This is a genomic window from Sphingobacterium athyrii (assembly GCF_003071065.1).
Classification (GTDB): domain Bacteria; phylum Bacteroidota; class Bacteroidia; order Sphingobacteriales; family Sphingobacteriaceae; genus Sphingobacterium; species Sphingobacterium athyrii.
Genome location: NZ_QCXX01000001.1, coordinates 1,403,545 through 1,416,456 on the forward strand (window position 1 = coordinate 1,403,545; position 12,912 = coordinate 1,416,456).

Sequence of the window (12,912 nt, forward strand, 5' to 3'; positions counted from 1 at the left end):
TTAAAGTCCAAGGATTAAACCAAACATAAATGTGCGGCTTTGTGGATATGAGCCCTCATCCAACCCTACACGAAGACCAGAATAGGAATTGACGTCCGGATCAAATCCTGTATACTTTGTCCAGGTAATCAGATTTGTAGCAGTAACAAAAGCATCGAGCTTACGCAAACCGATACGTTTGCTCCAGGTGGGGTCAAAAGAATACCTCAAATTGATGTTTTTTAACTTCAGATAAGAACCATCTTCGACCCACCGACTTTGCACCCGACTATCAGATTGTTTTGGATCATCCCGGATCAATCGAGGAAAATCTGTTTGATCTCCCTGTTCCCGCCAGCGATTAAGAGCATCTGTAGACAGATTATTATAACGAACAATTGAATTTCGCTGATGATTCAACTCACTATAAATCTGATTGCCGACTGAATATTGAAAAAACACATTCAAATGAAAATTCTTATAACTAAAATCATTGGAGATCCCGCCGAAATACTTCGGTTCAGCATAGCCGATAATCTCGCGGTCATTTTGATCAATAATATTATCATTGTTCAGATCTTTCCAAATGGGATCTCCACCTTCAAATACAGGTCCATTCGCACCATTTGTTACCCCACTTGTATTGTCTTCATCACGTGCATATACACCAAGAAAACGCCAACCATAAAATACACCGATAGGCAAACCCTCCTGCAGAATATGGAAAGCACCATTTTGAATATGGCCGCCAGTCAGAAGATTCTTAGGCAACGATGTAACTTTATTTCTATTTAAGCTGACGTTTATATTTGTGTTCCAACTAAAAGCTCCCTCCAGATTACGGGTCTGTAGGCTAAACTCTAATCCTCGATTCTCAATAGATCCTATATTTTGTGTAATAAATTCAAATCCCGTAGTCCCAGGCATGGGCACATTATAAAGCAGATCTTTCGTTTTCTTCAAGTAGGCATCGGTAGAAAACAGGATTCTATTTTTTAAAAAGCCAAGCTCTAACCCGAGGTTATATTGACGCGTTGTTTCCCAAGTAAGGCTCGGATTGGGCATTACTGTCGGTGCAGCTCCCGAAAAATCCAAATAGTTCGTTCCTAAAGTAAACTCTCCTCTCGCAGCATAATCACCGATGGCCTCGTTTCCGGTACTTCCAAGGCTAAAACGAAGCTTACCATCGCTAAGCCAACCCAAATTCTTTATCCCTTTTTCTTCTACAAAACGCCAGCCCGCTGACGCAGAGGGAAAGAATCCAAAACGTCTGTTACGACCAAAACGGGAAGAACCGTCTGTACGAAGATTGAACTCCAACAAATATTTACCCTGATAATCATAAGTTACACGACCGAAATAAGAAAGCATGGCATGTTCGGAAGCAATATTTACACCTTGATTTGAAATGACAGATGCACCATTCAATGTACGGATATCATCACTTGGAAAATATTCTCCATCGAGACCTGTCCTGTCATAACGCCATTTCTGAAAACTCATTCCTAATACCGCTCCGATATTGTGTTCATTGGCTACATTTTTGGTATAGGTAAAATAGCTCTCATTGCCCCAGGTAAGGTTTCCGGAAGATCGTACAGCACCTTTATTATACCCCTCGCGGTAATCCAATATGGATGGCATAAATTCATCTTCTTTCATTGAAATATAATCCAGGTTTACATTGCTTCGGAATTTAAGATCTTTATAAAGATCAATTTCCAGATATTGGCTTCCAACGATGCGATTACTCTTGTTCAGGTTTGTTGCAAACAAAGCCATCCCAACGGGATTCCGCTGTCCGATCATATAACCATTCAGTGATCCATTGGGTAGATACATCGACATAATAGGTGGCCGTATCAGTAAACTCCGGATAATACTCAGATTCCCTGAACCCGCAGCATTTGTCCGGTTGTTGACTGCATTTGTATAGGAAATACTCTGCCCTATCCTGATCCGATCGGAAATCGTAAAGTCGACATTCAATCGGGAGGTAAATCGCTTGTAATTGGAATTCAATATCACACCATCCTGATCCAAATATGATGAACTCCAGGCATATTTTGTCCCTTGATTCCCTCCCCGTACAGAGAGATCTAACTTATATTGTTTTGCTGAACGCATCAACTCATCCTGCCAGTCTACATCGCCATTGTTCATGGGATTGAGCGAATCTATAACCGTATAAAATGGTTCCTCAGGATTTGCCATCCCACGATAGGAATCTAGAACAGCTTCTCGATATTGCCTCGCGTTCAAAACACTCAGTTTACGGGTTAGGGCACTCACTCCGGCAGTTGCATTCAAGATTACTTCGGGTCTGCCCTCAGCACCTCGTTTCGTCGTAATCATCACAACTCCATTGGCAGCTCTAGCCCCATAAATCGCAGTGGAAGCAGCATCTTTAAGAATCTCAATCGAAGCGATATCGTTCGGATTGATATCCGTCATCGGATTCAGCCCGGAATTTTCAGTACCGTTTAAAGAAGAAATGGAATTGGATTCCAGTGGAATACCGTCTACAACAAAAAGCGGATTATTACCCGAGTTCAATGAAGAACTCCCCCGAACACGTATGCTCATCTCCCCACCGGGCGCGCCAGAATTGGACGTAACCTGCACGCCCGCGGCCCGTCCCTGTAAAATTGAAATGGGATCCTGCAATGTTGTTTTGGCAATTTCTGAAGCGCCCACGGAAACGATAGATCCGGTTAGATTTCGTTTTTTCTGACGCCCATATCCCACCACAACAGTCTCTTCCATCAAATTGGAAACAGCAACTAGTGCAATCGTGTAACTTGCACGTGAGTCTATTTTTATTGTCTGACTCGAATAGCCCACAAATGAAAAAGTAATAGATTGCCCTATAGCCACATCATCTAATACAAAGCCCCCCCTTTTATCCGTACTCACCGTCACATTTTTTGTATTGCTGAGCTTTAAGGTGACTCCAAGTAAAGGCGACTTTGTGGTCGCATCAATCACGTTACCAGTGATCGTCTTTTGCTGAGCGCCCACAATCCCAGGAAAAATTAAAATACTGCACAAAAAAAATAAGGATAAAACATAATATGGTCCTTGAAGGTTACACTGGTTAGCACTAAATTTCATATGAAAACTTTAAGTTTATATCACATATTAACTATCGATAACGATTAATAAAAAATATTTTAATGAAAACATTTACATTAAAACATTAAGCATTATCAAATAATTAACGTTTATAAAAAAACAATAGTATGTGTAGCGCTAATTTTAGTAACATTTATGTGACGAAGCCACTTTCAAGAAACATTATATTGTCCCACTATCTATTCATGAATACTGTTTTCTTTCCCAACCAAGTCAATAAAAATTCCAAATGGGTTTTTCAAAATTTTGACGAACATCAAACCGCAGACTGCCTTGCTTGCGGAAATTATCATAATTTCGAATAGAAGGTATAAAGCAGGTCATAAAAAAGCCCTAGAGCGGGGAACTCTAGGGTCTTAGCCATATATTAACCTATTTTATGAAAAGTATTTGCATTAATAACGTATTATTTGCACAACTTATTTTGTACGATGTAAAAAAAAACAATAATCATAAAAAATCCCGTTTGTAAATCTACAAACGGGATTTTTTCACGCTAAATATTTTATTATTTAATCGATACCGCAAAGGCGTATTCATCTGGAGGAAGACATTGCGATGCATCACATGCTTGCCATTCTACCGTACCTTTTACTGTTGCTGCTCCTTTTTTCAAAGCAACCTTTTGTTGAAAGATTACTTCATTTGTAAAATATCCTACATCCATTTTAAAAACCTCTTCGTGCTTTACTTTTGGTTTTGGTTCTGCAGTTTTACCTGTTAGGGCGTAATCCGCTGCTTTAACAAAATTAAATGAAGTCGGAATAGGCCCCCCATCTTTTACATTTTGCGAATAGATATGCCAGCCATTTTGAATTGTCGCCTTGACATAGACTATAGCCTCTTTGTTATTTAGTTTTTTACTGGCTACAGTCCATTTTACAGGTTTGTGAATTTGAGCAAAGGCGCCAGTTACCATAAAGATAACCGCAGTCATTAACAATACTAATTTTTTCATTTTTTATATTTATTTTGGTTTATTGCGCAAGATTTCCATATTGGTCTCCAACAACTTTATTTCTTAGGCGCCAATATATTTTACATAGGCTTTATCAATTTCCGACAGAAACATTAAAAGAGTTACATTGAATAAAAAGACAAAAATATCCACAACAATATTCGTTATAAACAATATAAAAGACAATAACATACAGCTAAATCAAAAAATTTTATTGAAAACAGCAGGAAAAACAACATAATCTACACTTCGATACTATTTTTTTAATCTTCTTACCTGATTTTTTTTGTCTTCTAAAAAAGGGAAAGCAATAGCAACTCAGTTATCATTTTACCCAAAGACCTTTATTGCGATTATAAAGTTCGTAACAACAGATTTGTTACGTTATAAGATGCGGGAAAAATAATCTTTGGCACAAAAATCGCAATATTTAAAATTCATAATTTAGGTTAATAATTGGTTAGGTTAAAACGCTTGAAGTTCCCCACTTCAAGCGTTTTTTACATCACACAACCGTAATATACTAACATTCAAAAAAATTAGAACACACTCAAACATAATTCAAATCGCTGCAAACACAGCAGAAAAGAACGTTTTAAACAATTAATTCCCCTTCCCCATGCTGACATAGTGCTGTCAATATCCATGATTATCTTTGTCATAGAATAAAAAAAAACAGAACAATCTTTCATTTGTTCAAATGAGTGGATAAAAATTAAGAGCATCGTATCAAAAAGTATTAAATTAATAGATTCAAAAACAAGATGAATACACTTCAACAACTAAAATCTGAACTTGAAAATGAGTACCAGATCACCAAAAATTTTATCGAACTTTTTCCTGAAGGCAAAAATGACTATGCTCCACATGAAAAAAGCATGAAAATCATGCCCCTTGCTACCCATCTCGTGGAGGTGTTCGAGTGGCCAAGTACAATTTTGAAAACGTCCGAACTGGATTTCGCTGATGGCGGGTATAAGCCTACAATCCTCTCAACACGGGAAGAGTTGCTCAATAAACTAGACCAAGATTTCGAGGCTGGTAAAAAAGCTATAGAAAATGCAACGGAAGAGGATTTAATTCCGACTTGGACGATCAAGAATGCAGGCCATCAATTGGCGAGTTGGACAAAATATGAAGCAATCCGTCATTCTTTAAATCAGATCACACATCACAGGGCGCAATTGGGTGTTTATTATAGGCTGAATAATATTCCCTTACCGTCAAGTTACGGACCTTCTGCTGATTCACAGAACTTTTAGTATAGTCTAACATACTAAAGTTTTTTGAATGAATATGCATAAAAACAGTCCGCGATCGACCTTCACTTATGATCTAAGACTGTTTTTATATAATTTCGCTATGCTCCTGGAAAGAGACAAGTTCGCTATTGGGAGCTTCATCCGAGCATGCGGCGTGCCGTAGTGGGGACAGCGTCAGGATGAATCCGTGGTGTTTCCATAGTGTGTCCGAGGTGAGTCCGTGTTATACTCTCTAAAACCACGTTCACATGATGGCCAGACTATCCTAACACCTGCACTCAGGTATGCTTAAAGCTCGAATCAGACACGAATAATTCTCAAATAGTTACCGAAAATAGTTCAGATACTTGGACTCGCATGCCGGAAACACGGTCTTTTGAGGTTAATAACCGTCCTGTATCCATCAATCACACGAAGCGTCAATATAATGGCATAATTTTTGAAAAAAAATCAATTAACCAATTAGCGAATTATACTAAATAAGCTAGAGGTTCAAAGCAAATATAAGAAGCAGCATATTTAAACCTTGATTATGATTATTTTCGGAACAAGAACAAAGTTACTACAAAACAACTCCAATGCAGCTGTTGGGACTTGCAATTATTGCAACACAGTCGGATCCTTATATGCCTACAAACAGGTAAAATATTTTCACATCTTTTGGATCCCCATTTTTCCATATCGTACAGAGATTATTAGCGTATGTAATCATTGCAAAAAAGTGAATTACCAACGTGAGATTGATCCCCAAACCCTTGCAACAATCCGTTCAAGTGGTATGCCGAAGACACCCGTTGGATATTTTTCCGGATTAATCCTAATCGGCCTTTTCTTCGGATCTGCGGCAGCAGCGGGAATATCCGGATCCATTAAAACAAAAAAATACCTGGAAAGTCCGGCCGCTGGTGATGTATATGAAATCAAACGGAAAGAAAACGGAAAGTCCATGTACACGTTATACCGCGTGGCTAATGTCACGACGGATTCCATTACTTTCGATGTCAATGACTACGAAGCAGAGGGAACAAAAGGTCTTCGTAAATTGAGAGAACAACGCGGTGATAGTTATTCAGAAAAGATTACTTTAGCCCGCACGGAGGTGGTCAAAATGGAAGCTGACAATCAAATATCTACGATAGAAAGAAAATAGAACCGGTGCTTATGCAAAAATCCGTTCTTAAATGAAAAAACTTATTATTCTAGTAAGCCTTATCCTGCTGAAATTTATCATTCAGTATCAATTGATAAGTTCAATATATGACTTACATCGGGATGAGTTTCCATTAATTCCATTACAAACAGCTATGCAAGAGAATTTGGAACTGTGATTTTCACATTCATCAATGCAAAAATCAATATCAACCAACGAGTCAAGAACGAAGTCGAACAAGAACAACGACAACATATGCTGCCCGTTAAATAAAACGTAATATAGGACCATCAAATGAAAACATTATTATGGCAGGGAATCGCTTTCCCCTCTTTAGAGTATTTCAGCATACATGAAAATGAAGATTATCATGTTGTGGCATCAAAAATAATAGGTTCCTATCAGCAAAAAATTTATTCGGCCTCCTATCGACTGATTATAAATAAGCAGTGGGAGATCAAGGAGTTTTTTATTGATTCCGAGGTCAATGCTGTCAAAAACACCCTCACCGGGAGAAAAATAGATACCAATTGGGAAATCAATCATTCCGTCGATCCGAACTTCAAGGGTTTTCAATATATAGATATCTCTTTGACTCCATTTACGAATACGTTGCCAATAAACAATCTACAGCTTGAAATTGGTGATTCAAAAGAAATAGATATCATGTATGTCGACCTGATCAACAGCGATATCAAACCTGTTCGTCAACGTTATACAAGGACAGATTTACACGAGTATCTGTATGAAAATATAGTTAGTGATTTCACCGCTCATATTCAGGTAGATGAGAACGGTTTGGTCCTCACCTATCCCGGTTTATTCGAAAAGATAGCGGAAAACTAGTCTCGATCATCCCAAAGCAGAGCCAACGTAAAAACTTCGCTCAATGTGATTCTGTGCTGTCCGACCGACAAACTGAACAGAACGCTTATAGGCTTTATTATAGTGTTATTAGTATAGCTTTTTTATTACCTTCTTTTACGCAAAATATATCTATATTGGCTCCGAGTTTTTTCATACCAAATAGATAAATTCTATTGGGCAAACTCCTAAACACACAATCTATTAAGAAATCACAAAAAAGAACTTTCATGTTTAAAGCTATTTCACTGATCCTTTTATTATTTGTATGCTATTGGCCGCAAACCAATTTTGCACAAGAAAAAAAACCTATCCCCCAGCTGATCCCTTTTCCCGAACAACTGGAATCATCTGCGGGTTTCTTTCAACTAGCGAAGGGAGAACTCTCCTATACTATTGATCCCGACTTCTCCACAAATTCTTTAGATCATTGGATAGATCGATCGCTGTTCGGAAACATCTCCAAAAAAAAGACAGCGCATGCCAACGCAGCACTGAGATTGATTAAAAAAAGTAAGATTTCCAAGGAAGGTTATGAACTAACAATTGATCAAAGAGGAATTGAAATCTCTGCTTCTACCGATCAAGGGATTTTTTACGGATTACAGACAATACAACAGCTGTATCTTCTAGCTAAACCCAATGGCAGTATTCGTTTGCCATATCTGTCAATTAAGGATCAGCCAGCATTTCAATGGCGCGGTGTGGAACTAGATGTAGCGCGGCACTTCTTTTCAAAAGATTATCTATACAAATTTATTGATCTCCTGTCATTCTACAAATTCAACAAGCTTCATCTGCATCTTACAGATGACCAAGGTTGGCGTATCGAAATAAAAAAATACCCGAAGCTAACATCACAGGGTGCCTGGAGGACATATAACAACCAAGATTCGGCCTGTTTTGTCAAAGCGAAAGAGAATCCGGACTTCAATCTGCCTCAGGAATTCAAACGCATCAACAATGGACGTGAAGAATATGGCGGTTTTTACACCCAGCAAGATATCAAAGATATCGTGGCCTACGCCTCAAGCAGACATATCGAAATTATTCCGGAGATAGACATGCCGGGGCACATGATGATCGCAACCCAAGCCTATCCTGAATTATTGTTGGACAGTCAGACGGCGGGCTGGGGGAAACAATTCTCTGTACCGATCAGTCCCTGGAAAGAAAGCAGTTATACATTTATTGAAAATGTGCTCAGTGAAGTCATTGCGCTTTTTCCATCTCCCTATATTCATATCGGCGCTGACGAGGTAGAAAAAGATTCATGGTCGAACTCAGAAGCGGCCAAGACATTTATGAAAGAACAAGGCATCGCCAATCTCCATGACTTACAAAGCTATTTTGTCAAACGTGTTAATAATTTTATACGTTCGAAAAATAAACGTAGTATAGGTTGGGATGAAATACTTGATGGTAGCTCCGATACATCAATGACGGTCATGTATTGGCGGGGATGGGTTAAAAACGCAGCTCGGGAGGCGGTCAATCGTGGTCATCGAGTAATCATGACACCGACCAATCCCCTGTATTTTGACTACCTGCCTAATAGCAGCAGCCTCGATGCCGTCTATAATATGTCCGTAATCCCCTCAGACATCTTAAAGGAAAAATCAGGTCTAATCCAAGGAGCACAGGCAAATATATGGACGGAAATGATCCCATCGACAGCACGGTTAGAATTTATGATTCTGCCCAGGTTGAGCGCTCTGGCGGAACGGGTCTGGACTAACAAGTCATTATATGAAAGCTATAGAACTAGATTAATCGCCCACTTTGGGCTTTGGAACAAGATGGGACTACGCTACCGTATGCCAGATTTAAAAGGCTTCGCTGATAATCAGGTGATTGTTGATGGACAATCCATCTTGAAAATTGAAAATGAACTTCCGGAAAATGCTATCCATTACACTATTGACGGAAGCTTACCAACTCAGCATAGTCCCGTGTTAACTGATTCACTTATCGTCAAAAAAGAAGGAACCGTACGCTTCGCAACAATATCTTCTTCGGGAGCAAAAAGTGAATTGTATCAAGTAAACTTAAAAAATGACTCCTGGAAACGGGGAGTCTCTGAAGGGATAAAGAATATAAGTCCAGGATTAACCGCAACGTTTTTTAAAGGCACGTTTACAAACACAGCGGCAATAACGGGCGAAACAGTACGCAAAGAAATTATCGAAAATATCCATTTGAGTGATACCATCAAAATGCCTGCCTTTGGCACAAAAATTTGTGGTTATTTATATGTAAAAGAAAAGGGAATTTATAATTTCTATTTCACTTGTGACGACGGCGGTGTCTTGCGCATTCATAATCAGGTGGTCGTAGACAATGACGGACAACATGCACCAATCATGAAAAGTGGACAGATCGCCCTCGAATCCGGATATCATCCGATAACCGTTGACTTTTTAGAAGCCGGCGGAGGCTTTACACTAAAACTTCAATATAGTGTTAACGGTTCTAAAGTCACAGACATACCCAATGATTGCTTCTTTCATAAAAATTAGATAAGGCCGCCCCCAATAGGGCGGCTTTTTTTATATCTTTTGAAAATTTATTTTTTCCTTGTCATCCAGCCCATATAAATAGCTGATTGAAAAAAACGCACCGGAGCCTCAAAGCCTGCTTCAACACATAAGGCGGCAAGCCGGTCCTCAGGCACATGCAAAAGTTCCTTCTGTATCCTATTCAATCGATGATCGATCTGTTCTTCGGTAATATCATCAGGCAATAGGAGTCTTAGAATTTTCAGATTTTCCCTGATCATCCGTTCATCCCCGGTGATATCCAGCATCACAAACAATGCTCCTGAGATTAGCCTATCACCGATTTGCTTCAGCAATTCTAATTTGCTCCCATTATCTTCAAGAAAATGAAGAACCAACAATAGTGTGGCCGCATCGTATTTTCTGTCAACCTCCAAATCACTGACTAACGCTTCAATAAGCCTAACGTTCGTATATCCCTCAAGTTTCTGTCTGGCTTGCTGAATCATTTCCGGCGAAGGATCTATACCTGTTACATTCCATTTCTTTTCCTTAGCTACAAGTTGCTGGATCTCATTACCGGTTCCACAGCCAACAACCAATATTTCGCTCGGGTCCGAATCCCAAAACAACTTGGGTAAAAAATCCAAAAAATACCGGTAATTTGGTATCCAAGCTTCTACAAACTGATCGTAGCCACTTGCTCTTTCATTTTCAAATAATTCTACTTTGCTCACACTTCAAAAATATTACTGAACACAAACTAATTAAACACTGAATTTATTGCTACTATAAAGATAGCTGAATTGAGCCAAAATCTATTTCGATTACAAAAAAGTATATTTAAAAGACAATTCGACCAATGGCCGCTGGCTGTATTCATCGGGAATGGATTACCCGACAAGAATCATTATAATTGAAAAACACATCGTCTTCCATCGAGCACTGTATGGAATCAAAACTTTTACTATCTTTATTATACTTAGCCAGAGTTATGATAACGACAAATCTAGAGCGATCTATTTTAATCAGATGCAATTCAGACAATTTTGTTAAAGTCATACTCGAAAACATATTAACAATACAGTATGAGCTTTTTAAATTTCTTAAAAGGACAGCGTAGATTAAGTCAGATTGACGTCAGTGAAGACCAAGATTTTGTTGATCTACAATTAACCATAACAAAGAGCTGGAATGATGAAAATTTAAATTACATTATTCAGGCAAAGGGTCTTTGGGAAAAAGAAACCGTTGGCATCGAAGTCTCATTTCGACGTGATATGAAACTAGGAATTGTAAATACAGAAGTTGATAAAAAAAGATTTTATCAAGAAGGGGTTAGCTTTTACTCTATGGGGGAATTAAGTGATAATTTTACGAAGGCTTTAAGTGCATTGTTTAAAACTGAAGGTAGCTCTTTCAGGATGAATGAGACCGTAGTCTCTACGGCATTTGTGCTCAGTGGCCAGCCTGAATATTTTGACGAAGAGTATATAAAGACCAAAATTTTCTTCGACGACACAAACAAAAAAGAGAATTATGCAGAATGGTATGTGAATATTGACCTAAAAAATAGAATTCTAGAGTTAAGGGAAAAAGATCCGGAATACCGAAAAAATATCTTGAATATGTTGACGATTATTTAGTTTTCATATCAACACATCTTATGACAACTAATATTCATCGAATAAGCTCCGGATATCCGTGCCCCATCTTTGATCTCTTTTTAATACGCCAAATACTATTTATCCGTTAAAAACCTAGCCGTCATTAAAAGAAGTCGTTTAAATACCCGAATCGCATTCGGTATACAATGACGACTCAACCTTTTGAAATATTTGCTTATATTAACAAAAAGGGTATTTTTTACTCTAAAAAAAACAAGTATTTACCCTCTACCCTGCGTATTTGTTTTTATCTATTTTAGCCCTACCTTTTAAAGCTACCATATGTCCACTAAAACAATACTCATGCTCGATGATGACAAGCATGTTCTTGAAGTATGTACGATTATTCTCGAAACCATAGGTTATCGTATCGAAGTATCCGAGACTTCCCATGATATCATTGAAAAAGTGGAAGAAGTACAACCTGATTTAATTCTAATGGATAATTGGATTCCTAAAATTGGCGGTGTTGAAGCAACACGACTGCTTAAATCTCACCCCTCCTTCCGGGATATCCCAGTCATATATCTCTCAGCAAATACGGATATACAACAATTAGCCAAACAAGCAGGAGCAGACAATTATTTAGCAAAGCCGTTTGACCTTGAAGATTTAGAAAATATGGTGGCAGATTTATTATGTTGTTCTTAAGAATCAATTACGACCCCTATAGTTCTCGCGTTTCCCTCCCTCCCCGCTTCTGCTATCGGTCTCTATTTTTTTGATCTTTATGTTGGTTATAGGTCGTTCAAGATTTTAAATTTATTACGCTCACAGGCAATTTGAAATTAACGTGTTTATGCCTACTTTCGCAGTATACAATTAAAGATTAAAAACAATCATTTTTCCATGCCTGATCAACCATTAATCATTCACTCTAGCTCCTATCATATTCGTCAATTATTAGAGAGCGAATTTGCGTACTATAAATCAATTCGTTTGGAAGCAATTCATACCGAGCCGACCTTATTTCGATGGAGTGACCCTGCAGAGGCAAGCTTCTCTGACATGGACTGGCAAGAACGTATCAAATCACCTCGAATTGTGTTCGGACTTTTCGAAAAAGACAATCTGATCGGAATGACCAGCCTACTTTTACTAAACAATACGGAAGCTTATTTTGGACAATCTTTTATTAGACCAAAACATCGAGGTCAAGGACTATCAAAGCTGCTGTACAGAATTAGAATGACCTGGGTGAGCCTACATCAGCTAAAACAGCTCAGTATTAGCCATCGGGAAACCAATACAATTTCAAAAACAGCGATCCAACGGGCAGGTTTCAAATATAGTCATCGGGAACTGGTACAATGGCTGGATGGTACGAGTGGTTATTCTATGTATTATAGCCTAACGCTTTAATACATAAACGTCCTACTCTCAAATCGGGGCTGATAGG

Annotated in this window: 10 protein-coding genes; 7 read left to right on the top strand and 3 right to left on the bottom strand. The window is 38.4% G+C overall.

Annotation, left to right across the window (positions count from 1 at the left end; genetic code table 11):
• Both DCO56_RS06035 and DCO56_RS06040 read right to left on the bottom strand, forming a co-directional pair.
• Entirely contained in the window at positions 1–3,030 is a 3,030-nt protein-coding gene (locus tag DCO56_RS06035) for a SusC/RagA family TonB-linked outer membrane protein (RefSeq protein ID WP_245935784.1), read from the bottom strand.
• 592 nt (positions 3,031–3,622) lie between these two features.
• Positions 3,623–4,072: a protein-disulfide reductase DsbD N-terminal domain-containing protein gene (locus DCO56_RS06040; protein WP_108632791.1), complete on the bottom strand. Its 450-nt coding sequence runs from the start codon at positions 4,070–4,072 to the stop codon at positions 3,623–3,625.
• A 764-nt stretch (positions 4,073–4,836) separates the two neighbouring features.
• Here DCO56_RS06040 and DCO56_RS06045 point away from each other — a divergent pair.
• The 4 genes from DCO56_RS06045 (at position 4,837) to DCO56_RS06060 (ending at position 9,867) form a co-directional block, all read left to right on the top strand.
• Entirely contained in the window at positions 4,837–5,334 is a 498-nt protein-coding gene (locus tag DCO56_RS06045) for a DinB family protein (RefSeq protein ID WP_108632792.1), read from the top strand.
• A gap of 721 nt (positions 5,335–6,055) precedes the next feature.
• Positions 6,056–6,484, top strand: a complete 429-nt coding sequence (locus DCO56_RS06050) for a hypothetical protein (protein WP_241254942.1) — start codon at positions 6,056–6,058, stop codon at positions 6,482–6,484.
• Between the two features lie 294 nt (positions 6,485–6,778).
• Positions 6,779–7,330: a putative glycolipid-binding domain-containing protein gene (locus tag DCO56_RS06055; RefSeq protein WP_108632794.1), complete on the top strand. Its 552-nt coding sequence runs from the start codon at positions 6,779–6,781 to the stop codon at positions 7,328–7,330.
• A 248-nt stretch (positions 7,331–7,578) separates the two neighbouring features.
• The gene (locus tag DCO56_RS06060; RefSeq protein WP_108632795.1) at positions 7,579–9,867 is read left to right on the top strand and encodes a family 20 glycosylhydrolase; all 2,289 of its coding nucleotides are present in this window, start codon (positions 7,579–7,581) and stop codon (positions 9,865–9,867) included.
• Between the two features lie 47 nt (positions 9,868–9,914).
• Here the strand turns inward: DCO56_RS06060 and DCO56_RS06065 are convergent, their stop codons facing one another.
• Positions 9,915–10,583: a class I SAM-dependent methyltransferase gene (locus tag DCO56_RS06065; protein ID WP_108632796.1), complete on the bottom strand. Its 669-nt coding sequence runs from the start codon at positions 10,581–10,583 to the stop codon at positions 9,915–9,917.
• A 351-nt stretch (positions 10,584–10,934) separates the two neighbouring features.
• On the opposite strand from DCO56_RS06065, the gene DCO56_RS06070 reads away from it, so the two are divergent.
• The 3 genes from DCO56_RS06070 to DCO56_RS06080 all read left to right on the top strand — a co-directional run bounded on the left by DCO56_RS06070 (position 10,935) and on the right by DCO56_RS06080 (position 12,875).
• Complete coding sequence (locus DCO56_RS06070; RefSeq protein ID WP_108632797.1) at positions 10,935–11,492, top strand: hypothetical protein; 558 nt, start codon at positions 10,935–10,937, stop codon at positions 11,490–11,492.
• A gap of 303 nt (positions 11,493–11,795) precedes the next feature.
• Positions 11,796–12,164 (top strand): response regulator, encoded by a 369-nt coding sequence (locus DCO56_RS06075; RefSeq protein ID WP_108632798.1) that lies wholly within the window; start codon positions 11,796–11,798, stop codon positions 12,162–12,164.
• Between the two features lie 198 nt (positions 12,165–12,362).
• A complete protein-coding gene (locus tag DCO56_RS06080; protein ID WP_108632799.1) occupies positions 12,363–12,875 on the top strand; it encodes a GNAT family N-acetyltransferase in 513 nt (170 codons plus the stop codon).
• The last annotated feature ends 37 nt before the right edge of the window (positions 12,876–12,912 follow it).

Coding starts and splice junctions, on each gene's coding strand:
- DCO56_RS06040 (WP_108632791.1), bottom strand. CDS start 4,072: ATGAAAAAATTAGTATTGTTAATGACTGCGGTTATCTTTATGGTAACT.
- DCO56_RS06045 (WP_108632792.1), top strand. CDS start 4,837: ATGAATACACTTCAACAACTAAAATCTGAACTTGAAAATGAGTACCAG.
- DCO56_RS06055 (WP_108632794.1), top strand. CDS start 6,779: ATGAAAACATTATTATGGCAGGGAATCGCTTTCCCCTCTTTAGAGTAT.
- DCO56_RS06060 (WP_108632795.1), top strand. CDS start 7,579: ATGTTTAAAGCTATTTCACTGATCCTTTTATTATTTGTATGCTATTGG.
- DCO56_RS06070 (WP_108632797.1), top strand. CDS start 10,935: ATGAGCTTTTTAAATTTCTTAAAAGGACAGCGTAGATTAAGTCAGATT.
- DCO56_RS06075 (WP_108632798.1), top strand. CDS start 11,796: ATGTCCACTAAAACAATACTCATGCTCGATGATGACAAGCATGTTCTT.
- DCO56_RS06080 (WP_108632799.1), top strand. CDS start 12,363: ATGCCTGATCAACCATTAATCATTCACTCTAGCTCCTATCATATTCGT.